This is a genomic window from Bradyrhizobium sp. USDA 4451 (assembly GCF_054822585.1).
The window spans coordinates 3531322-3554576 of sequence record NZ_JBTRCH010000001.1 but is presented as its reverse complement, the minus strand read 5'-3'; the positions used below and the strand labels follow the sequence as shown (position 1 = coordinate 3554576).

Sequence of the window (23255 nt, the reverse complement as noted above, 5' to 3'; positions counted from 1 at the left end):
CATGACCGGAGCTCTCCCGCTCGACCCCGTGACCTTCGAGGTTCTGAAGAACTCCTTCATCACCAGCGTCGACCAGATGGGCGAGCAGGTGTTGCGAACCTGCTACTCCTTCGTGATTTACAATCGCGATTTCTCAAGCGCGCTGCATGACGCCAATGGCGAATGCGCCGCGCAAGGCAACCAGGACATCGCGGTTCACGTCGGCACGCTGCATTTCACCTGCAAGGACGTCATGCGCCATTTCGAAGGCGACATGCATGAGGGCGACGTCTTCGCCATCAACGATCCTTATGCCGGCGGCACCCATTTCTCCGACGTGCGGCTGATCCGTCCGATCTTCGCCGACGGCAAGATCATCGCCTTCAGCCAGTCCAACGGACACTGGTCTGATGTCGGCGGCAGCGTGCCGGGATCGTTCGACGTCGCCGCCCGCGAGATGTTCCGCGAGGGCCTGCGCATCACGCCGGTCCGCCTGTTCGACAAGAATGGCTTGCGCAAGGACGTCGCGCATCTGATCGCGTCCAACACGCGCGACCCGGCCTCGATCATCGGCGACATCCAGGCCCAGGCCGAAGCCACCGCGGTGTGCGAGCGCGAGATCCTGCGCCTGGTCGGCAAATACGGCCGCGATACGGTCGAGACCGGGCTTGCCGCCGTGCAGGACTATGTCGAGCGCTCGGCGCGCCAGCGCATCGCAGCGCTCCCCGACGGCGAATGGGAGACGGTCGATTTCATCGACCGCGATCCGGCCGGCGGCGAAGGCATGATCCCGATCCGCATCAAGCTGACGATCAAAGGCGACCGCGCGATCTACGACTTCACCGGCAGCCACCCGACGATCGGCTCGATCTACAACTCGGCGTTCGGCGCGACCTTCTCCGCCGTTGCCGCCGGCATGAAGACCTTCTTCCCGGATCTGCCGCTCAATTCGGGCTTCTATCGCTGCTTCGAGATCATCGCCCCCGAAGGCTCGATCGTCGACGCTAAATGGCCGATTGCGGTCACCGGCTTCCTGATGCCGTTCGAAAAGATCATGAACTCGATCTACGAGATGTGGTCGAAGCTGATGCCGGAGCGCGCGCTCGCCTGCGCCTTCAATCTCGAATATCTGCTGACCGGCGGCCTCGACGCCCGCAGTTCCGACAAGCCGATCTTCATGTTCTACGACTGGCTGCCCGGCGGCTGGGGCGGACGCAACGGCAAGGACGGCAGCAACGTCACGACTGCCTGCTTCGGCACCGGGTTGATGTCGCAGCCGGTCGAGGGCCAGGAGCGCGCCAACCCGATCCTGACCACCGAATGCGAGATCCTCAGGGATTCGCCCGGTCCCGGCAAATGGCGCGGCGGCGCCGGCGTGATGAAGACGTCGCGGATGCTGCAGGCCGAGAAGACCGTGATTTCCTATATCTGCGACCGCGAGCGCGCCATCGTGTGGGGCATCGAGGGCGGCCTGCCGTCGATGCCGCACGGCCTCACCCTGAAGCGCGCCGGCAGCACGGCCGAGGAACGGCTCGGCTCGATCTTCTCGGATGTCCCGATCGGCGAAGGCGACATCTTCTCGCGTCCGACCGCCGGCGGCGGCGGCTTTGGCGACCCGCTGGAGCGCGATCCGAACCTCGTGATCGAGGACATCAAGGACGATTATGTCTCGGTCGCGCGCGCCGCCAAGGACTACGGCGTCGTGGTGCACGCCATCGACGCCGAGCTCTGCAATTACGAGGTCGACAAGGTTGCGACTGCGGCGCTGCGCGCCAAGATCCGCGCCGAGCGCATTGCCAATGTGCGACTCGATCCGGAGCAGGTGGCACAACGCTACCGCAACGGCGAGCTCGACGCGCTCGACGTGATCCGCAGCCACGCGGTGATCCTCGACTGGGGCACCGGCGCCTTGCTTCCCGAATCCACCCGCCAATTCCGCGAAGCATTCGAGCGGCGCTCGGTCGCGATGTGGAAACCGGGCTGATTGCCATCGACGTCGGCGCCGCCGTCAGCGGCGCGGACTGTCTATCGAGAGAGGATTCGAAATCACCGCCCCCTGCAGTTTCGTTAGAACCATGAGGATTGCGCTATGACGATCAGGACGTGCCTTTCTCCAAACCGACAATGGCCGATCCGCTCCGTGCTCGGCATCGCCGCCGGCCTCGCGCTTGCCAGCGCCGTCACTCCGGCACTGGCAGCGGCCGAGACGCCGTGGTTTCCCATGAAGGTCTACGATGCGTCATCCGGCACGCCGAAACCTGCTGAATACACGCCGCTGCCGAAAGCCGAGAAGCCCTACAAGCTCTGTGTGCTGTTTCCGCACATGAAGGACAGTTTCTGGGTCGCCGTCGCCTACGGCATCGTGAAACAGGCCGAGACGATGAACGTCAACATGAACCTCTACGAGGCCGGAGGTTACGAGAACCTGCCCAAGCAGCTGTCGCAATTCGACGACTGCATGGCGAGCGCGCCGGACGCGATCATCGTCGGCGCCATCTCCGGTGCGGGCCTCAGCAAGAAGTTCGAGGAAGCCAAGGCCAAGGGCGTGCCGGTGGTCGGCGTCACCAACCCGCTGCCGCCCAATGCGCTGCCCGCGGCCAACTATGTCGACTTCGTCGCCATGGGCGAGGTCACCGGCGACGGCCTGCTGGCGCAGACCAAGCCCGGCGACAAGCTCAACATCGTGACGTTCCCCGGTCCGGCCGGCTCGGGCTGGGCGGAGTCGTTCAATGAGGGCTTCAAGAAGGCCGTCGCCAAGAATCCGAATGCCAATATCCTGGCTGAGAAGTTCGGCGACTCCGGCGTCGCCGTGCAGCTTCAGCTGATCCAGGACGCGTTGCAGGCCTATCCCGGCATGAACGTGATCTGGGGCACCGCCCCCACCGCCGAGGCCGCAATCGGCGCGGTGGCCGAGGCCGGCCGAAGCGATCTGAAGATCGTGTCGTCCTACGAGAACCAGGCCATGCTCGACGCGCTGAACCGCGGCGACATCCTCGCCTTCGCGACCCAATATCCGGTCGGCGAAGGCGCCATCGCGATCGACCAGGCGGTGCGCCTCATCGAGAAGAAGCCGGTCATGAGCCTGGTCCAGCCGGTGGCCGCGGTGATCGACAAGACCACCGTGCCGAAATTGCAGATGGATCTCGTGCTGGCGCCGGCAAGCTGGACGCCGGTCTACTCGGTCAAGGCCAAGTAACTGATCAAGAGCCGGCGTAAGGCGGGAGCAACGCTCTCGCCTTCGCCCACGACCCACCCCACGGAGCAGCGGATGGACGTCGAGATTGCCCCCAAGCCGGCCGAACCTCTGCTGCGATTGCGCGGGATATCGAAGCGATTCACCGGCGTCCGCGCGCTCGACCGCGTCGACCTCGATGTCCACGCCGGCGAGCTTCACGTGCTGTTCGGCGAGAACGGTGCCGGCAAGTCGACCCTGATCAATGTCATATCGGGTACCTTTCCAGCCGACGAAGGCACCTTCCATTTCGGCGGCGAGCAGATCCAGCATCTGACACCGCAACGGGCCCGCGAGATCGGCATCAGCCCGGTGTTTCAGGAATTCTCGCTGATCCCGAGCCTCACGGTGGAAGAGAACCTGTTCCTTGGCCGCGAGATCACCCATGGCGGGGTGCTGCGCTCGCGCGAGATGCGCAAGCGCGCCAGCGCACTGATCGACGAGCTCGGCTTCGATCTCGATCCGTCACAACGGATCGATGACCTCTCCCGCGCACATCAGCAGATGGCCGAGATCGCAAAAGCCCTGCTCGGCCGCGTCCGCCTTTTGATCCTCGACGAGCCGACCGCCTCTTTGACCGAACGCGAGACCGGACGACTGTTCGAGCTGATCGCGCGCCTGAAAAGCCAGAATGTCGGGCTGATCTACGTCTCGCACCGCATGCGCGAGATCCGCGCGCTTGCCGACCGCGTCACGGTGCTGCGCGACGGCCGCCATATCCAGACCCTCGACGCCGCCGGCTCGACGGATGGCGAGTTGGTGGAATTGATGACCGGCCGCAAGATCGATCTGCTGTTCCCGACCATCGCGCACCGCCGCGACAAGGTGATGGTCGACATTGAAAGCCTGACGCTCGCCGACGGCAGTGTCCAGGGGGTGAATTTCCATGCCTGCGCCGGCGAGATCACCGGAATCGCCGGCCTTGTCGGCTGCGGCAAGTCGGAGTTGATCCGCGCGATCTACGGCATCGAACCCGCGACGTCCGGCGTGATCCGTATCGATGGTTTGCCTTACGAATTTCCGACGCCCAGGCGAAGTCTCAAGCGCGGTATCGCCTATTTTCCTGCCAACCGGATCGCCGAAGGGCTCGCGCTATCGCGGCCGATCCGCGAGAACGCGTCGATGACCGGGCTCGACCTGCCCGCCTTCGCCCGCTTAGGCGTCTTGCGGCAGGCTGCCGAGCGCATGACGATTACAGGCATCATGGAGCAGCTGCAGCTACGGCCGCTGAACATCGAACGCAGCGCCGGCACATTGTCCGGCGGCAACCGCCAGAAGGTGATGCTGGGACGCGCGCTGACGCGTGAACTGACCGTATTCCTGTTCGACGAGCCGAGCGTCGGGATCGACGTCGGCGCCAAGCTCGAAGTCTACGAGTTCATGAAACGCCTGATCGAGGCCGGCGCCGCCGTGATCGTGGTGTCGTCGGAATTGCCGGAAGTGCTGGCGCTGTCGAACCGGCTCTACGTGATGCATCACGGCCGCATCGCCGCCGAGCTGAAGGGCGCCGAGAAGACCGAGCAGAACGTGCTGTCGAGCTTCTTCCGCGATCACCTCGCCGCGGAGGTCGCATGACTACGGCGCTGGTCACTACCAACCCGCACGGCACGCTCAGCCTGCGATCGATGGCCGGCCGGATCGGATTCTTGCCGGCTTTGCTGGTGATGCTCGTGGCCGGCATGTCGGCGGTCGATCCGCAGTTCTATGGTATCATCAACGTCCTCAACATCCTGCGTAACGCCTCGCTGCTCGCGATCGTCGCCTGCGGCCAGGCACTGGTCATCATCGCCGGCGGCTTCGACCTTTCGGTCGGCGCGGTCGTCGCGCTGGCGAGCGTCGTCACCGCAAAAACCATGGCGGCGACCGCCGCCGCGTTTCCCGGCAACAACGCCCTTATCATCGCAAGCGGCGTCGCGGCTGGGCTCGGTTCCGGAGCCATGGTCGGGCTCGTCAACGGCTTCTGCGTGGCGAAGCTCAAGGTCTCCGGCTTCGTGGTGACGCTCGGCACGATGTCGGCTACGGCGGGCGTCGGCTTGATGATCACCAACGGCATCCCGGTTTACGGCATGCCGGAGAGCTTCGTGAGAGGCTTTGGCCGCGCCCAAGCACTTGGGCTGCCGACCGCGGTTCATGTCGCGCTGATCGTAATCCTCGTGATGGTGTTTGCGCAGCGGCGTACGCTGTTCGGCCGTTACGTCTACGCGATCGGCGGCAATGTCGATGCCGCCGTGGTGTCGGGTGTGACGATCCAGCGCCATATCGTCGGCACCTATGTCTTCTCGAGCGTGCTGGCGGCATTGACCGGCATCCTGCTGACCGCGCAGGTCGGCTCGGGCCAGGCCAGCTTCGGCGGCGACCGGATGATGCTGCAATCGATCGCTGCCGCCGTGATCGGCGGCGTCAGCCTGCGCGGCGGCGTCGGGCGCGTCGAGATTGTCGCCGTCAGTGCGCTGTTCCTGACCATCCTCGGCAACGCACTCAACCTGCTGCACGTCGATTCCCGCCTTCAGCCGGTCTTCCTCGGCGTCATCATGGTCGCAGCCGTGGCGCTCGACGAACTCAGCCGACGGAGCAAGCCGCGTGTCTGATCTCGAATTATCTGTCGGTGCCAAGGACCCCGATCGCCCGCAACTGACGGTAAGCCGCCGGCTCTGGAGCGCGGTCCTGCCGGCTGCCCTGGTGCTGCTGCTGCTCGGCTTTGCCATGGTCGACCACGGCGTGCTGTCGTCGGCCAACCTGCTCAACATCGCGCAGCAGACCAGCTACCTCGCCCTGTTCGCCATGGCGCAGACCGTCGTCATCCTGACCCGCGGCTTCGACCTCGCCCTTGGCCCGACCGTGTCGATGGTCAGCGTCGGCACTGCGCTGGCGATGGCCGGCGCCACCGCGTCGGGCCATGGCACGGCCGCCGTGCTGCTCGCCGGGCTCGCGGCCGGCTTCGCGCTCGGCATCGCGTGCGGCCTGTTCAACGGCGTGGTCATCGCGCTGCTCGGCGTCAATCCGTTCGTCGCGACGCTTGGCAGCTACAATATCGCGATCGGGATCGCGACCACCCTTTCGTCCGGACGTCCGGTGCAGGGCGTGCCGCCGCTGTTCTCGCAGATCTTCTACGGCGGCAGCCTGTTCGGCGTGCCGGCGGCGATCGCGATCACCGCCGCGATCGGCGTCTTGCTTCATCTGCTGCTGGCAGGCACCGTGTTCGGCCGGTCGCTCTATTTGATCGGCACCAACCCGCGCGCCGCGGCGGTCGCCGGCCTGCCGGTCAAGCGCATCCTGGTCGCGACCTACGTGCTGTGCTCGGGGCTGGCCGCGCTGGGTGCGATCATGATGACGGCGCGGACCGGCTCGGGCGAACCGAACCTCGGCGGCGCGCTGTCACTGCAGGCGATCGCCGGCGCGGTGGTCGGCGGAACCAGCCTCGCGGGCGGGCGCGGCGGGGTCGGTACCGCCGTGCTCGGCGCGCTGTTCATCACCATTCTGTCCAACGGCATGAATCTCACCCGGATCGACGGATACGTCCAGATGGTCGTGCTCGGCGCGATCGTCATCATCGGCGTCCTGCTGGATCGCCTGCGCCAGGAGCGACGCCAATGACGTCGGGCTCACCCATCCGGGACGGCGGGGTCGCGGCGCAGAACGCACCGACATCGATCTACGTTGCGCCCTCGCTCGCCGCCGCGCTCAATGCACTGGGCGAAGTCGGTGCGGCCGGCGCTCCCTTTGCCGGCGGCACCTGGATCATGCGATCGCCGATCCGGCACCAGCCGCTCAAGACCCATTACGTCGCGATCGGACGAATAGCCGAGCTGAATGCGGTCCGGATCGGCAGCGATGCCATCGAGATCGGCGCGGCGGTCACGCATGCGGAGCTGACGGCGGCCCTGGCCGGTCATCCGGAGTTTGCCGGCCTCGCAGCGGCTGCCGGACACTCCGCCAACCCCGCGATCCGTGCCATGGCAACGATCGGCGGCAATCTCGCGACATCGGAATTCGCCGCGGCGGATTGCGTGCCGGCGCTGCTCTGTCTCGATGCCGATGTCGAGATCGCGGACCGCAGCGGTCGCGAGCACCTCAGCCTGGCGGATTTCCTCAAGATCAGGTCAACGCTCGCACCCGGCCGCCTGGTGACACGGATCATCCTGCCCCGGACCGAGCGCAAGACGGTCCATGTCCGGCTGCCGCTGCGCAGATCGGGCGACTATCCGGTCGCCATCGTCAGCCTTTCGGTCAGCCTCGATGCGGCGAGCCGTGTCCAGGCCGCGCGGATCGCCGTCGGTTCGGTCGAAGCGAGCGCACGGCGATGGCCGCAGCTGGAAGCGGCGCTGCTCGGACGGCCGCTCGACGCCGCAGAAGCAGCAAGGAGCGCGACCGAGTTGACGGACGAGTTCACCGGCCGCGACAGCGTCGATGCGCCCGGCTGGTATCGCGTCAGCGTGCTGCCTAGCCTCGTCCGCCGCGCTGCGATCGCAGCGCTCGGCTCCTGAACCCGCGGGGATCGACATGGGATTTAGCCTCACCGTCAACGGCGATCGCCTCTCCTCCACGGCGGACCCTGCCACGCCGCTGGTCGACATCCTGCGCGAGGAGCTGCATCTGACCGGCGCGAAACCGGTCTGTCGCGAAGGCTTTTGCGGTGCTTGCATGGTGCTGGTCGACGGCGAGCCAACGCCATCATGCCTGCTGCCCGCCGCGTTGGCCGCTGGCCGCGCGATCAACACGATCGAAGGCCTCGCATCGCACGATGAACTGAACCGCATCCAGACCGCGCTCGAAGCCAGCGATGCCGTCCAATGCGGCATGTGCTTTCCCGGGATGGTGGTGAGCCTGACACATCTCCTGACGACACGGCCTGACGCGACCCGTGACGAGATCCGGGCTGCGCTGACCGGGAATATCTGCCGCTGCACCGGCTATGAACGCATTGTCGAGGCGACACTGCTCGCCTTGGCCACGAGATGATCGGAGGCGCAGGGATGTCCGATGTTTCCGCGACGATGGATTTGCGCCGGCGCGACGCCGCCGACAAGCTGCGCGGCCGCACGCGCTACACCATCGATCGGTATCTGCCGGGCATGCTGCATGCCGCGGTGCTGCGCGCTACCGTGCCGTCGGGGCGGATCGTTCGTCTCGATACGTCGCGGGCCGCCCGCATGCCGGGGGTGCGCACGATCGTCACGGCAGCCGATGCGCCCGGCATGATCGGGATCGGCATCGCCGATCACCCGCTCTTCGCCCGCGACGTCATTCGCTACGATGGCGAACCGCTCGCCGCGGTCGCAGCCGTCACGTTGGCGCAGGCACAGGCCGCGCTGGCGGCGATCGACGTGGAGATCGAACCGCTGCCGGCAATATTGACCATGGCGGATGCACTGGCACCCGATGCGCCGCTGGTTCATCCGGACTGGCGGAGCTACGAGGTCCTGCTCGAAGGTGGCGCGCGTGGCGGCAACGTCGCCTGGGAGGCGACCGTCGTGCGCGGCGATGTCGATGCCGCGTTCGCGCGACCCGACGTCGAGATCGTCGAGAGCTGCTTTCGTGTCGGCCGGCAGAACCATGTGGCGTTCGAGCCGCGCGCGGTGGTCGCGAGCTACGAGGACGGCCGCTTCCACATTGAGACCTCGACTCAGGTCCCCTGGAGCATCCGCAACGCGACCGCGCGCCTGCTGGGGGTGCCGGCATCGCAGGTCCGCGTCACCGTGCCGCCGGTCGGCGGCGGCTTCGGTCTCAAGTTCGATCTGGCGGTTGAGCCCTTTGCTGCTCTGCTCGCCCGCGCCAGCGGTCGGCCGGTGCGCCTGGTCAATTCGCGCGAGGAGGAGATGCTGACCTGCCTGTTCCGCGAGAACGCCGATATCCGGATCCGCTCGGCGGTGACGCGCGAGGGCGACATCGTGGGCCGCGAAGCGGTCGTGCTGATGGATTGCGGCGCCTATGGCGGCGAACAGATCTTCCTGACCACCATGACTGCGCACACGCTGGGCGGCAACTACAAGCTCGGCAGCGTGCGCATGGTTTCACGCGCGGTCTATACCAACACGACGCCGAACGGTGCCTTTCGTTGCTGCAACGGCGTCTACAACACCTTTGCGCTGGAGCGGCACACCGACGAGATCGCGGCGCGGATCGGCATGGATCCACTGGCCTTCCGCCGCCGCAACGTGCTCGGCGACAAGGATCTCGGCGCCACCGGCCAGGTGTTCGAAGGCAACGTGCTCGGCCCGATGCTCGCACGAATGGATACGCTGCGCGATGCGGCAACGCCAAGTCTCCCACGTGTCGACGGCCGGCTCCATGGACGCGCGACCACCGTCGGCACCTGGTTCGTCTTCGTCGGCCCGTCGGCGGCAACCGTGAACATGAATGCCGACGGCACGGCGACGCTGGTCACGTCGGGCGTCGAGATCGGGTCGGGCTCGATGATGCAGAGCCTGCCGCAGATCGTCGCCAGCACGCTCGGCATCGCGCCCGAGCACGTCATCGTCCGCGCCGCCGATACCGATGCGGCCGGCTATGATGTCGGCGTCGGCGGCGGCCGCACCACGGTTTCGCTCGGCGCCGCCAGCCTGTCGGCCGCGCAGGAGGTGCGCACCAAGCTCCTGAAGGTCGCCGCCGACATGATCGAGGCCGCGCCGGATGATCTCGTGATGCGCGACGGGCGGATCGAGATCGCGGGCGCGCCGGGCTCCGGCCGCACCGTCGCCGAGGTCGCGACCCGGGCCCAGACGCTAGGTGGTCCGGTTTCAGGCACCGGCGCCTTCACCGGCGCGGGCGTGCCGGCGATGCCGGGCTGCGTCGCCGGTCATTTCATCGACGCGATCGACATCCCCGTATTCGCAGTCCACGACTGCGAGGTCGCGGTCGATCCGGAAACCGGACATGTCGAGGTGCTCAGCTATCGTGTGGTGCAGGATGTCGGCCGGGCGCTAAATCCGCGCGCCATCCATGGCCAGATCCAGGGCGGTGTCGTGCAGGGGCTGGGTTATGCACTGCACGAGGAGGTCACGATCGGCGACAACGGCCGCGTCTGCCAGAACGGCTTCGAGACCTATCGGGTGCCGCTGGCGCTCGACGTCGTGCCGGTCGAGATCAGTCTTTACGAAGGGGCGCCGTCGATCGGACCGCTCGGCACCAAGGGCGCCGGCGAGGTGCCGATCCTCAACGTCGGCGCGGTCGTCGCCTGCGCTGTTGCGAACGCCACAGGCAAGCGCGTCCAGGCGCTACCATTGACCCCGCCGCGGGTGCTCGAGCTCCTGCTCGATCGAAAGCCGGAGCTGACCCTTCCCCACATTGCCGACAAATGGATGGATAATCTGATCCGCCCACACTGAGGTCGTCAGACCCAGCCGCCGTCGACGATGTAGTTCTGGTTGGTGCAGGCGCCGCTGTCGTCCGCGGCGAAGAACAGCACGACGCGGGCGATGTCATCCGGCACCAGCTTGCGCTTGAGGCATTGCCGCTGCATCAGTTCGGCGACGCCTTCGGGCGTCAACCAATTGTCCTGCTGCCGCTGCGTCATGATCCATCCGGGCAGGATGGAATTGACCCGCACATTGTTCGGCCCGAGATCGCGGGCCAATGCACGGGTAAGGCCCTGCACCGCCGACTTGGCAGTCGTGTAGCAGGGCATGTTGCCCTGGCCGATCACCCAGCTCACCGACCCCATGTTGATGATCGAACCGCCGCCGGCCTGTTTCATGTCGGGTGCAACGGCCTGGGCGGCAAAGAACTGATGCTTCAGATTGGTGGCGAACCGCTCGTCCCAATATTCCGGCGTGACGTCCTCGATCGCGTGGCGGTCGTCGCGCGCTGCGTTGTTGACCAGGATGGTGATCGGCCCGAGCGCCTCGCGGATGCCGGCAATCGCGCGCCGCAGGGCCGCGATGTCGCGCAGATCGGCGTGCTCGAAATGGACGCTGGATTGCGCCGGCAGGCCGGCAAGCAACCGTTTCGAGGCCGTCTCGTCGATATCGATGAAGCCGACCCGTGCGCCCTGGTTGACGAACTGCCGGACGATCGCCTCGCCGATGCCGGAACCGCCACCGGTCACCAGGACGGTCCGGTCCTTGAGGCTTGGATAGATGGCACCCTGCATTGGCATACTCTCGATTGGACGCCTGAAGCGCGTCGGTTGCGTTGTTGCCGCGGCTCAAACCTGGGGCCGCAGCTCCCGAGATTTCACTCGGTTGTCTCCATGTGGCTTCGATCCACGACCCGCAGCGTCCGCCGCACCATGCCGTCGACAATCGTCGCCGACTCGCTGGGACGCACATGGACCGTCGTGGATTTGAGCAGCGACGGCAACACCGCCCGGTCGAGCCGCTCCTCGTAGGCGCTGCGCATCATGTCGAACGCTTCCAGGCCGGGGCCTGCGAGGATGAGATGATCCGGGCGCAGCACCGAAATCGTCGTGGCGACCGCCTCGGCAAGCGCAAGGCCGGCCTGCCGGAATAGCTGCTCGAGACGGGGGTCGCCGGCGCGTGCCCGCGCCCGCAACAGCGCCATCTGAGCCTCGGACGGCTGCTGCGACACCGCCGGCGGCAGGTCGAGAAAGGTGCGGGCGTCGCGGTAGAGCGCATAATCGGCAAGATGGGCCTCGATGCAGCCGCGTTGACCGCAGCGGCATTGCGGACCGTTCATCGCCAACTTGACATGGCCGATCTCACTGCCCGCACCGGCTCTCCAGCTCGCTTCGCCATCGACAATGATACCCATGCCGACACCATGGCCCACCATGATCGTGGCGGTGAGGCCCTGTGCCAGTGCGGGTTCGGCGGCCACAAGCGCCAGCGCAACGGCCACCGCGTCGTTCGCCATCACGACGTCGACGCCGAATGCCTCGCGCACGGGCTTCGCCAGATCGACGTCAGTGATCGACAGCGCCGGGCTCCACAAATGCCGGCCGCTGTCGGCGTCGACGATCCCCTGCAAGGCGATCCCGATTCCGAGCAGCCGATCGCGCGGCGTGGCCGTCTCATCGAGCATGGCTTCGATCTGGGCGATCACGAGATCGCACAACGCACCGGCATCGAGGCCGCGCGTCGTCAGTTCAAGCCGCGATTGCGCCAGGGCCGAGCCGCTGAAATCGGCGATCAATGTCTCGATCAGGTTCATGCGCAGCGAGACCGCGATGATCCGGCCGAACTCGGGATTGAGGGTGAGCAGGACCGCCGGCCGGCCGCGGCGGCGGCCGTTCAGCCCGTCCGCGTCGTCCTCGTCGGTATCGTCGGTCCACAGCGCCGCCGCATCCGGCTCGGCTTCGCAGAGCAGGTCTTCCGCCATCAGTTTCGAGGTGATTGCCGAAATCGCCGGGAAGCTCAGCCCGGTGCTGCGTGCGAGCTCGACGCGCGGCAATGGCCCCTGACGCCGCAGGACCTCGACGAGACGGCCGCGGCTCGACCCGCGAGCCACACTTGAAGCACGTCTCAGCGGTTCAGACTGCTCGTTCATGCCGACTTTTTTAATTCGCTTGATAAAATTATTCAACGTACGCGGCTCAGAAGTTGGTCAAAAATGGCGGATAGCGGCGAAAATACATCACCATCATACTATTATTGCTTGAAGACGTCGGAATGAACATCCTTGACTGGACATTTTGTCGCGATAATTTATTAGTTGCGTGAATAAAATAAGGCGTGAAAAGCGCCGAGCGTGAAATCCCCTCACCGGGGGTGTCGTCAGGGAGGTGCATATGAATGACTCGATGAAAAGATTGATCGTGCCGCTGCTCGCGGGCGCAGCCGCGCTCGCGATGGCAACAGGGGTAGCACAGGCGCAGCAAAAAAAGACCATCGCCCTGGTGACCAATGTCGCCGCCGACTTCTGGACCATCGCGGGCCGCGGGCTCGAGAAGGCGCAGAAGGAGCACCCGGAATACAATATCGAGCTGATCGTCACCAATGAAGGGACGGCGGCCGGCCAGCGCCGCGAACTGGACGATCTGCTGGTGCGTGGCGTCGCCGGCATCTCGATCTCGGTCGACGATGCGCCGCATGCGACCGAAGAGCTCAACAAGGTCGCAGCCAAGACCGTGCTGATCACGACCGACAGCGACGCGCCGCAGAGCAACCGCCTGGCCTATATCGGCACCGACAATGTCGCAGCGGGGCGGCAGGCCGGCGAGGAGATCAAGAAGGCGCTGCCGAACGGCGGGAAGATCGCACTGTTCGTCGGCACGATGGATGCCGACAACGCCCGCGAGCGCGTACAGGGCATCAAGGAAGCGATCGCCGGCACCAAGATCGAGCTGGTCGACGTCTTCACCGACCAGGTGGACTTCGCCAAGGCCAAGGCGAACATGGAGAACGTGCTCGTCAAATATCCCGACATCGCATTGCTGTCCGGGCTGTGGAGCTACGAAACGCCGCTGATCTATGACGCGGTGAAGGCCGCGGGCAAGGCCGGCAAGGTGAAGATCGTCGGCTTCGACGAGGACCAGCGCACGCTGCGCGGCATTTCCGACGGCACGATCGAATCCACGGTCGTGCAGCAGCCCTACGAGTTCGGTTATCTCTCCGCCACCAACATCATCAAGACGCTGAACGGCGACAAGTCCTGGATTCCGAAGGACAGCAAACTGATCGTTCCGACCAAGGTCATCAGCAAGACCAATGTCGCGGAGTTCGCCGGACAGATGAAGGAACTGCTGAAGAAATAACTTCAGTCGGCATCACCGCCCGGCCGCCGCAGGCAGCCGGGCGGATGCAGGAGGATATGCCGAATGGCGGAGACGCTGCTCGAACTCAGCGGAATCAGCAAGACCTATCCCGGCGTGCGGGCGCTGGACGACGTCAATTTGCGCGTCTGCCGCGGCGAGGTGCTTGGCCTTATCGGCGAGAACGGCGCCGGCAAATCGACGCTGATGCGCGTGCTGGCCGGCGTGATTGAACCGAGCGCGGGCGTGATCCGGATCGGGGGCAACGAGCACGCCCGGATGACGGTGACCGAGGCCACGCAATGCGGCATCGCCTTCGTGCACCAGGAACTGAATCTGTTCGAGAACCTCGACGTCGCGGCCAACGTCTTCATCGGGCGCGAGAAGCTTGCCGGCGGCCCGCTGAAGCTGGTGGACAATGCCGAGATGCGTGCCCGGGTGACGCCGTTGCTGGAACGTCTGGGCGCCGATTTCACGCCGAACACGCTGGTCGACAATCTGTCGATCGCGGAGCGTCAGATGGTGGAGATCGCCAAGGCGCTCTCGATCGACGCCCGCGTGATCATCATGGACGAGCCGACCTCCAGCCTGACGATTTCCGAAACCGAGCGGCTGCTCGAGGTGATCGCCGACCTGAAGGCGCACGGCATCTCGGTGATCTACATTTCCCACCGGCTCGGCGAGATCATGAGCTGCGCCGATCGCGTCGTGGTGCTGCGCGACGGGCGGACGGTCGGCGAGCTGGCGCGAGACGAGCTCAGCCACGCCGCGATGATCCGGCTGATGATCGGCCGCGACCTCAAGGCGCTGTATACGCCGCCGGCCCATGCGCCGCAGCCGGGCGGCTGCGATATCGAAGGCGTCGTGACATCGGCCTTTCCCGACCGGCAGGTCAACCTGTCGGTACGTCGCGGCGAGATCCTCGGCCTCGCCGGCCTGGTCGGCGCCGGCCGCACCTCGCTGGCCCGCGCCGTGTTCGGTGTCGACGCACTGCTGGCTGGCGAAATCAGGGTCGACAACATGCCGGTCGGCGTCGGCTCGCCGCGCGATGCGATCAGGCAAGGGATCTACCTGGTGCCGGAGGATCGCAAGAAATCCGGACTGGTGCTCGAATTGCCGATCCGGGAAAACGTCACGCTCGCGAGCCTGCTGGATCACGCGCGGATGTGGCTGGTCAACGGTACGGCTGAGCGCAAGATCGCCAAGGACCAGGCCCGGCGGCTGTCGATCAAGGCGCCGAGCGTCGACATTGAAGCCGTGACGCTGTCCGGCGGCAACCAGCAGAAAGTCGTGCTGGGCAAGTGGCTCTCGATGCAGCCGCGCGTGATGTTCTTCGACGAGCCGACCCGCGGCATCGACGTCGGCGCCAAGAGCGAGATCTACGCGCTGATGCGCAGCCTCGCCGACCAGGGCGTCGCGATCGTGATGATCTCCTCGGACATGGAGGAGGTCATCGGCGTCTCCGACCGGGTGGCGGTGATGCATGAAGGCAGTGTCAGCGGCGTGCTCGAGCGCGACCAGTTCAGCGAATACAACGTGTTGAGGCTGGCGGTCGGCCAAGCGCTCGAAATTCAGGAGGCCGCGGCGTCATGATGAAGAAGGAACTCGGCCTGTTCTTGCTGCTGGCGGTGATCTCGGCCATCACCGGTGTGATCAATCCGGCCTTCCTGTCGTTCGTGAACCTGCTGAACATGGCCAATCTGATCGGCCTGTTCGGCGTGTTCGCACTGGGCGAAGGGCTCGTCATCATCACCGGCGGCATCGATCTCTCGCTCGGCTCGATGTTCGCGCTGCTCGGCGTCGTCTTCATCGATCTGCTGACGACCTATCAAGTGCCCTGGCCGTTCGCGCTGCTGCTGGTGCTGATGGGCGGGCTGGCACTCGGCGGCATCCAGGGCTTCCTGATCACGCGGCTGAAGATGCAGCCCTTCATCGTGACGCTGTGCGGGCTTTTGATCTATCGCGGCGCGGCGCGCTACTACACCAGCGATTCGACCCGCGGCTTCGGCTACGGCGACGAGGCCAGCACGCTGAGCAACATCGCCTCCGGCAACGTCGCTGGCATTCCGAACACCTTCATCTTCCTGATCGTGCTTGCGTTGATCCTCGGCGTGCTGCTGCATCGTTCGGTCTACGGGCGCTGGCTCTACGCCGTGGGCAAGAACGAGGAAGCGGCACGCTTCTCCGGCATCAACACCAACCTCGTGATCGCGACCGCCTATGTCATCAGCGGCGTGCTCGCCGGTGTGTCGACCGTGATGTTCGTGTTCTATACCAACTCGGTCTCGCCGAGTTCGTTCGGCAATTTCTATGAGCTCTATGCGATCGCGGCGGCGGTTCTCGGCGGCTGCAGCCTGCGCGGCGGCGAGGGCTCGATTCTCGGCATCGTGCTGGGCACGGCGTTGCTGCAGGTGCTGCAGAACCTGGTGAACATCCTCGGCATCCCGAACTCCCTGAACTTCGCGGTGATGGGAACCGTGATCCTGATCGGCGTGCTGGCGGATCAGCAATTGCAGGCGCGGCGGCGACGCAAGGCCGCGCTGGCTGGCCTCGCCCGCACGACGCCGAAGACGCCATCGGGGCAGGGAAAGCAGAGCACATCGACGCTCAGCGCGGCCGCGGTGCGGACGGGCACGGGCGAGCAGGCATGACGGTACGGCGCGACCGGGGAGCAGCATGGTCGCGGCGACTTGAGAAGAGGAGCTTGAGGGGAGTTCGACGCGCAAGGTCGCTTTTGCTGTGCGCGCCGTTTCTATCTCAAGTTGACGGATCGATACACGGGGCGCGTTTCGGCTGAGGGGCTTTGGGCCGGAACGCGACACAAACAGACAAAGCCGGGGACGCTGGGAGTGCAGAAAATGTCATCTTGGTCTGTGAGCACCGCGCGGGCGTGCGGCGTGGGGATCGCCCTGTTATCTCTGTTCGGCGGCGCGCGTGCTGCCGATCTGCTAACGAAGGCTCCGCCTGTGCCTTACACGGAGACCGACGATTTCTGGACGAGGCCGTATCTGTTCGGCGATCTCGGCAGAACGCAGCTGAAGGAGCGCGGCATCTCGCTGGCCCTGACGCTGGGTGACGAAGCCGTCGGTAACTTGTCGGGCGGCAACAGGAACACCGCGACCCAGGCCGGTCAGCTGTTCTTCCAGGCCAAGTTCGACATGGCAAAGCTCGCCGGCATCCAGGGCGCCACCGTCGGCCTAACGCTGGTCGACCGCTTCGGCCACAATCTGAATGACGAGGCAGGCATTCCGGCCCTGCAGCTGACCAACGAAGTGTTCGGCCGCGGCAACATTCTGCGCCTCACCGAACTCTACTGGTCGCAGAAGCTGTTCGATGATCGCCTCGAACTCAAGGGCGGCCGTCTCCCGGTCGGTTCCGACTTCTTCTTCGGCCTGTGCGAGTTCATCAACCTGACATTCTGCGGCGGTCAGCCCGGCAACATCCAGGGTGGCTACATCTACAACTGGCCGGTGAGCCAGTGGGGCGGTGTCGTTCACTATAACTTCACCAAGGAATGGCAGCTGTCGGTCGGCGTCTACGACGCCAATCCGAATTATCTGACGACGTCGGACTCCAGCGTCTACTTCCTGCCCGGCGCTCCCGGATCGAGCCCCGCCTCCGGCGTGCTGGTGCCGGTCGAGGTGGTCTGGGCGCCGAGCGGTCCGCTGAACGGGACCTGGCGCTTCGGCGGCTGGTATGACAACGCCTCGACCATCGACGGCGGCCTGCCGGGCATCATCGCGATCTCGCCGGGCATCGGTGGTGTCTCGGACCAGAACCTCGGCGATTCACGCGGTCGCTATGGCGTCTATGAATCGATCCTGCAGCGTTTGACCGTCGACGGCCCCAAGGCACAGGGCTGGTACACCTTCCTCAACACGACCGTCGCCGATCACCGGACGTCGTACCAGGATTACCAGATCGCCCTCGGCTTCAGGCACACCGGCACGTTCTCCTGGCGCCCGGACGACGAGGTCGGCTTTGCGGTGGGCACGACCCACGTGAACACGGCCGCGCTCACACCCAATGCCGGCGGCAACGAAGTTCCGATCGAGGCCTGGTACGGCTGGCAGGCGACCGGCTGGATGAACCTCAAGTTCGACGCTCAGTACGTGATCAATCCGGGCGGACGCGGCTACAACGCCGCCGGCGTGAAGACCGACAACGCCTGGATTCTCGGCCTGCGCACGCTGGTGCACTTCTGAGCTGGCGGCATATGTTCGAACGAGGCCAGCCATGGTAACCCCTCACGACGCCGGGCTGGCGGTCCTGGAGTTGAAGGGCATCGGCAAGGAGTTCGGCGCCATTCGCGCGTTGCATGGCGTCGACCTGCGCATCTCTCCCGGCGAAGTGGTCGGCCTGATGGGCGACAACGGCGCCGGCAAGTCGACGCTCGTCAAGATCATTGCCGGCAACTTCCCGCCAAGTCACGGCGAGATCCGCTTTGACGGCAAGTCGGTCCACTTCGCCCGTCCGATCGATGCCCGTGCGGTCGGTATCGAAGTGGTCTACCAGGACCTTGCGCTCGCCGACAACCTCACGGCCGCGGCCAATGTCTTCCTCGGCCGTGAGCTCAAGCGCAAGCTTGGTCCGTTCGCCTTGCTCGACCACAAGGCGATGGCGGCGCGTGCGCTGGAGCTGTTCGGCGAGCTGCGCTCGGAGACCCGCCCGCATGATCTCGTCAAGCAGATGTCGGGCGGCCAGCGTCAGGCGGTCGCGATCGCCCGGACGCGGCTCTCCAATGCCAAGCTCGTGATGATGGACGAGCCGACGGCCGCGATCTCGGTCCGCCAGGTCGAGCAGGTGCTGGGCCTGATCCATCGTCTGAAGGAACAGGGCGTCGCGGTCATGTTGATCTCGCACCGCATGCCCGACGTGTTCGCGGTCTGCGACCGCGTCGTCGTGATGCGCCGCGGCGAGAAGCGCGCCGACAAGGCAATCGGCGACACCAGCCCCGAGGAGGTCACGTCCCTCATCACCGGAGCGAAGGAGGCTGCGTGATGGCCACGCCCCTGGACTCTCCGATCAGCTTCACCAATGTCGGCAAGGCCAGATGGTGGCAGAGCGGCTTCTTCGCCTCGCAGACCGGCTACGTCCTGCTGGCGCTGCTCGTGCTGTTCGTGGTGATGAACTTCGCCAGCCCCTATTTCCTCACCGAAGGCAACATCCAGAACGTTGCGAAGAACTTCTCCTTCATCGCCATCGCCACGCTCGGCATGACCTTCGTCATCATTACCGGCGGCATCGATCTCTCGGTCGGCTCGGTGATGTGCTTCTCCGCGATGATCACCTCGATGGTCATGACGCAGATCTCGACACCGGGTCTGCCCGGCGCTGACTGGTTCGTGCATCTGGGCGCTGACGGCAAGACCGCGGTCGCCAATTTGCCGGGCTTGATCCTGCTCGTCTCGGTGCTGGCCGGACTCGGCGTCGCGCTGATCGTCGGCCTCGTCAACGGCTTCTGCATCGCGGTGCTTGGGCTGTCGCCTTTCGTCACCACGCTCGGCATGCTGTCGATCGTGCGCGGCCTCGGCTACGTCGTCTCCAACGGCCGCGGCAGTTTTCCGAGCGGTCCCGAAGCCAGCTATTTCTACACGCTGACATCGGGTGTCGTGTTCGGCATGCCGGCGCCGTTCATCTATCTCGTGGTGCTCGCGGTCGCGATGGCGGTCGTGCTGCACCACACCGGTTTCGGCCGCCACGTGTTTGCCGTCGGCGGCAATGAGAAGGCGGCCGCGCTCACCGGCATTCCGGTGGTGCGCGTCAAGATCGAAATCTACGTAATCTGCGCGCTTGCCGCGGGTTTGCAGGGCATCATCATCTGCGGCTGGCTGGGATCGGCGCCGGCGAACATGGCGACGTCCTACGAGCTCAACGTCATTGCCGCCGCGGTGATCGGCGGCGCCAATCTCGCCGGCGGTGCCGGCGGCCCGCTCGGCGCCATCGTCGGCTGCGTGCTGCTCGAGGTGATCCGCAACGGCCTCGTGCTCGCGCAGGTCAACTCCTATTGGCAGCAGACCTTGGTGGGCGTGATCATCATCGCCGCGGTGCTGGTCGACCGCCTGCGCTCGCGCATGGCCTGAAAGAGCTCGTCCCGGAGGATCGCGAATGTCCGCCTGTCCGCCTCCGGGAGCCGCTGATTGCAACGGACGGGCACAAAAACAATGTGGAGGGACGCAATGAGGAAGGCACTTCTTGCCGCCGCGGTCTTCGCCATGATGGCGACGCCCGGCTTTGCCCAGAGCTATAAATTCGTGATCGTGCCCAAGGCGATGAACAATCCGTTCTTCGATTTCGCGCGCGATGGATGTCAGAAGCGCGCCAAGGAGCTGGGCAACATCGAATGCATCTACAAGGGGCCGGTCGAGCATGAGCCTGCGACGCAAGCGCAGATCATCCAGGACTTCATCACCCAGAAGGTGGACGGTCTCGCCATCTCGGTCGCCGATGTCGCGGCGATGACCAAGTCGATCGAGGCGGCAACGGCAGCCGGCATTCCCGTCATCACGTTCGACTCGGACGCACCTGGCTCGAAGCGGATCAGCTATATCGGCACCGACAACAAGGAGTTCGGCATCGCGCTCGGCAAGCAATTGCTGAAGCTGCGGCCCGATGGCGGCAAGTACGCGATGATCTCCGGCGGGCCAGGTGCGGAGAACCTGGCCGAACGGGTCGACGGCGTCCGGGAAGCCCTCAAGGGCTCAAAATGGGCCGAAGTCGGTGGCTCGCCGACCTTCTGCAACGATGACCCCGCGCTCGGCGTCCAGCAGATGACCGATCTGCGCACCGCGACCCCCGACCTTGCGGCGATCATCCCGGTCGGCGGCTGGCCGATGTTCGCTCCGGAAGGCTTCAAGGCCTTCGCCAGCAAAAGCAAGAAGGACATCGACGCCGGCAAGTTCACGCTTGTCGTCGCCGACACCCTCCGGATGCAGCTCGAATTGCTGAATGAGGGTTACGCCAATGCGCTGATCGGCCAGCGTCCGTTCGAGATGGGCGAGAAGGCGATGGATACGCTGCTCGCCATCAAGAAGGGGCAGAAGGTGCCGCAGATCATCCACACCGGTCTCGACATCGTGACAAAGGACAACGTCGCGGCGATGTTGAAGTAGCCGCGCGCAATGGCTCGATAGGACGGCGATCGGCGATGCGATCTTGCTTCACCGATCGTCACCGCCTGGGCCTGAACAACCCGACAGGTACGGTCAGGATTTTGGCTGCCTTGTGCCATCCGCGACTGCTGCTCGGCCGTGCGCCTCCAGGGCAGCCTTCAATCCAACTCCGCTGATGCCGGTCTTGAGCATATCCGCCACCAGTGACGCGACAGCGTTCGCCGCGTCGTCGATTGCGAGCCCGCCGTCACGGATGTTGGAGATGCAATTGCGCCGCGAATCCGGCGTACCGGGCTTCGGCCAGCAGGTGACGTAGATCCCGGCGCTGTCGGCCGCGGAGAGGCCGGGACGCTCACCGATCAGGGTGATGCAGATCTGCGCGCCAAGCGCTTCCGCGATGGGATCGCCGAGCGCCACCCGCGCCTGCGATGCCAGCACAAGCGGCGCGAGGGCAAGCCGCCGCGCCGTGAGGTGCTCGACGATCGTCCGCACCAGCGGCACGGCGTTGACCTCGATGGCACTGGCGGACAATCCGTCCGCCACCACGATCACGATCGCGCCGCCCGATCCGACGCCGGCAAGGCGCTGCGCCGCGCCGGTCGAGAGCTTGCGGCCGAGATCCGGACGGCGGACATAGCTGGCACGGTCGACGGCCTGGCTTTCGACCTCGACGACGCCGAGCTTCAGTCCGTCGAACGCGCGCCGCAGCGAAGCCCAATCGACCTCGGACCAGACCGCCTGCCGCGCACGCGCATGATCGAGCAGGAACGATTGCGCCGCCCGCGTCGGCAACCCCGCGCCGAACCGGCCGAGCAGCACCCGCGCGTCGGTCATCTGGCGCAAGTCGAATGATACCGGAACTGCCCGTTCGTGGTCGTCGGTCATGTCAGGCACCGGGCAATTGCGCGGTCGCCATGTAGTCCGCGAGCCGCGGCGGCGTCTCCAGCAGGCGGCCGGCCCGATCGGTCAGCCCGATCTCGACGAGCCAGCGTTCGAACTCCGGCGCCGGCGGCCGCTTCAGCGTTTCACGGCAATAGACGGCATCGTGATGCGCGAGCGACTGGTAGTTCAGCATCACATCGTCAGCGCCGGGCACCGTGATGACGAAATTGACATTGGCCGCGCAGAGCAACGTCAGCAGCGCGTCCATGTCCTCCTGGTCGGCATCCGCGTGGTTGGTGTAGCAAACGTCGACGCCCATCGGCAGGCCGAGCAGCTTGCCGCAGAAATGATCCTCGAGCCCCGCGCGAATGATCTGCTTGCCGTTGAACAGATATTCCGGCCCGATGAACCCGACCACGGTGTTGACGAGCAGCGGGCTGAACTCGCGCGCGACCGCGTAGGCGCGGGCCTCCATGGTCTGCTGATCGACGCCGAAATTCGCCTCGGCCGACAGGGCTGCGCCCTGCCCGGTCTCGAAATACATCAGATTGGCGCCGGTCGCGGCACGCCCCAGCCCGCGCACCGCCTCATGGGCCTCCTTCAACAGAGCGAGGCTGACGCCGAACCCTTCATTGGCCTTCTGCGAACCGGCGATCGACTGGAACACGAGATCGACCGGTGCGTTCGCCGCGACGGCTTTCAAAGCCGTCGTCACATGCCCCCAGACAACAGGTTTGCGTCGGGATCGACAGCCGGCTGCGCAGTTCGTCGAGCAGGGAGACGATCCGGATATAGTCGTCCACCGTATCGGTCGCCGGATTGACCCCGATCACCGCGTCGCCCGATCCCATCAACAGCCCATCGATCGCCGAAGCCGCAATGCCATAGGAATCATCGGTCGGATGATTTGGCTGATTGCGCGTCGAGAGCCGTCCGCTGAGCCCGATCGTCGAACGGAATGTCGTCACCACTTCCCGCTTCGACGCCACCGAGATCAGATCCTGCAACCGCATGATCTTCGAGACCGCAGCGACCATTTCGGGCGTCAGGCCACCCGCCACCGCCTCAAGCTGCCGCTGGCCGGTCTCCGGCTTGAGCAGCCATTCGCGGAATTCGCCGACCGTCAGCGACGAGACCACCGCGAAGGCCGCCGCATCGTGGCGATCCATGATCAGGCGCGAGACGTCATCGATCTCGGCCGGAATCACTTCTTCGGCCAGAAACGTCTTGAGCGGCAGATCGGCGAGCGCCATCTGCGCCGCAAGCCGCTCGACCGGTCCCTCCGCGGCGATGCCGGCGAGCTGATCGCCCGATCGCTCCGGCGTCGCCTTGGCCAGCAGGTCCCTGAGGTCGGCAAAGTCGTAGACCGTTCCTTCGATGGTCGTCTTGTAGGACATGATAG

18 protein-coding genes and 1 pseudogene are annotated in these 23255 nt (G+C 65.5%); 15 read left to right on the top strand and 4 right to left on the bottom strand.

The genetic code is table 11. The features are described 5' to 3' along the window. Window position 1: 1 nt before the first annotated feature. The 8 genes from ACVMB0_RS16385 (at window position 2) to ACVMB0_RS16350 (ending at window position 10536) form a co-directional block, all read left to right on the top strand. Entirely contained in the window at window positions 2-1963 is a 1962-nt protein-coding gene (locus tag ACVMB0_RS16385; protein ID WP_456798905.1) for a hydantoinase B/oxoprolinase family protein, read from the top strand. A 105-nt stretch (window positions 1964-2068) separates the two neighbouring features. Continuing rightward, window positions 2069-3175, top strand: coding sequence for a TMAO reductase system periplasmic protein TorT (gene torT, locus ACVMB0_RS16380; protein WP_461346949.1), 1107 nt, complete (start codon window positions 2069-2071; stop codon window positions 3173-3175). Window positions 3176-3247: 72 nt separating this feature from the next. Beyond that, window positions 3248-4786, top strand: coding sequence for a sugar ABC transporter ATP-binding protein (locus ACVMB0_RS16375; RefSeq protein WP_461346948.1), 1539 nt, complete (start codon window positions 3248-3250; stop codon window positions 4784-4786). After that, complete coding sequence (locus ACVMB0_RS16370; protein ID WP_461346947.1) at window positions 4783-5799, top strand: ABC transporter permease; 1017 nt, start codon at window positions 4783-4785, stop codon at window positions 5797-5799. Before ACVMB0_RS16375 ends, ACVMB0_RS16370 begins: the two co-directional genes overlap by 4 nt. Further along, a complete protein-coding gene (locus ACVMB0_RS16365) occupies window positions 5792-6805 on the top strand; it encodes an ABC transporter permease (RefSeq protein WP_461346946.1) in 1014 nt (337 codons plus the stop codon). The genes ACVMB0_RS16370 and ACVMB0_RS16365 overlap by 8 nt, the downstream gene beginning before the upstream one ends. Next, window positions 6802-7695: an FAD binding domain-containing protein gene (locus tag ACVMB0_RS16360; RefSeq protein ID WP_461346945.1), complete on the top strand. Its 894-nt coding sequence runs from the start codon at window positions 6802-6804 to the stop codon at window positions 7693-7695. Before ACVMB0_RS16365 ends, ACVMB0_RS16360 begins: the two co-directional genes overlap by 4 nt. Window positions 7696-7711: 16 nt before the next feature. Continuing rightward, a complete protein-coding gene (locus ACVMB0_RS16355; protein ID WP_461346944.1) occupies window positions 7712-8170 on the top strand; it encodes a (2Fe-2S)-binding protein in 459 nt (152 codons plus the stop codon). A 14-nt stretch (window positions 8171-8184) separates the two neighbouring features. Then, entirely contained in the window at window positions 8185-10536 is a 2352-nt protein-coding gene (locus ACVMB0_RS16350) for a xanthine dehydrogenase family protein molybdopterin-binding subunit (RefSeq protein ID WP_461346943.1), read from the top strand. Between the two features lie 5 nt (window positions 10537-10541). On the opposite strand, the gene ACVMB0_RS16345 is transcribed toward ACVMB0_RS16350, so the two are convergent. Then, entirely contained in the window at window positions 10542-11300 is a 759-nt protein-coding gene (locus ACVMB0_RS16345) for an SDR family NAD(P)-dependent oxidoreductase (protein WP_461346942.1), read from the bottom strand. Window positions 11301-11383: 83 nt separating this feature from the next. Next, window positions 11384-12655 carry an ROK family protein gene (locus ACVMB0_RS16340; RefSeq protein ID WP_456749878.1) on the bottom strand — a complete coding sequence of 424 codons (1272 nt, stop codon included), beginning with the start codon at window positions 12653-12655 and terminating at the stop codon, window positions 11384-11386. A 241-nt stretch (window positions 12656-12896) separates the two neighbouring features. On the opposite strand from ACVMB0_RS16340, the gene ACVMB0_RS16335 reads away from it, so the two are divergent. From ACVMB0_RS16335 to ACVMB0_RS16305, 7 genes are all read left to right on the top strand, one after another. Then, a complete protein-coding gene (locus ACVMB0_RS16335; protein WP_461346941.1) occupies window positions 12897-13862 on the top strand; it encodes a sugar-binding protein in 966 nt (321 codons plus the stop codon). Window positions 13863-13925: 63 nt separating this feature from the next. Next, a complete protein-coding gene (locus ACVMB0_RS16330) occupies window positions 13926-15452 on the top strand; it encodes a sugar ABC transporter ATP-binding protein (RefSeq protein ID WP_461346940.1) in 1527 nt (508 codons plus the stop codon). Then, window positions 15449-16510 (top strand): ABC transporter permease, encoded by a 1062-nt coding sequence (locus ACVMB0_RS16325; protein ID WP_461346939.1) that lies wholly within the window; start codon window positions 15449-15451, stop codon window positions 16508-16510. Before ACVMB0_RS16330 ends, ACVMB0_RS16325 begins: the two co-directional genes overlap by 4 nt. Window positions 16511-16717: 207 nt before the next feature. Then, entirely contained in the window at window positions 16718-18064 is a 1347-nt protein-coding gene (locus ACVMB0_RS16320) for a carbohydrate porin (protein WP_456749882.1), read from the top strand. A gap of 31 nt (window positions 18065-18095) precedes the next feature. Continuing rightward, window positions 18096-18860, top strand: a complete 765-nt coding sequence (locus ACVMB0_RS16315; RefSeq protein ID WP_456798917.1) for an ATP-binding cassette domain-containing protein — start codon at window positions 18096-18098, stop codon at window positions 18858-18860. Continuing rightward, window positions 18860-19942 (top strand): ABC transporter permease, encoded by a 1083-nt coding sequence (locus ACVMB0_RS16310; protein WP_456749884.1) that lies wholly within the window; start codon window positions 18860-18862, stop codon window positions 19940-19942. The genes ACVMB0_RS16315 and ACVMB0_RS16310 overlap by 1 nt, the downstream gene beginning before the upstream one ends. Window positions 19943-20038: 96 nt before the next feature. Then, the gene (locus ACVMB0_RS16305; RefSeq protein WP_456796638.1) at window positions 20039-20971 is read left to right on the top strand and encodes a sugar-binding protein; all 933 of its coding nucleotides are present in this window, start codon (window positions 20039-20041) and stop codon (window positions 20969-20971) included. A gap of 93 nt (window positions 20972-21064) precedes the next feature. Here the strand turns inward: ACVMB0_RS16305 and eutC are convergent, their stop codons facing one another. Both eutC and ACVMB0_RS16295 read right to left on the bottom strand, forming a co-directional pair. Beyond that, window positions 21065-21856, bottom strand: coding sequence for an ethanolamine ammonia-lyase subunit EutC (gene eutC / locus ACVMB0_RS16300; RefSeq protein ID WP_461346938.1), 792 nt, complete (start codon window positions 21854-21856; stop codon window positions 21065-21067). A 1-nt stretch (window position 21857) separates the two neighbouring features. Next, a pseudogene (locus ACVMB0_RS16295) lies at window positions 21858-23250 on the bottom strand (ethanolamine ammonia-lyase subunit EutB). Window positions 23251-23255 lie beyond the last annotated feature (5 nt).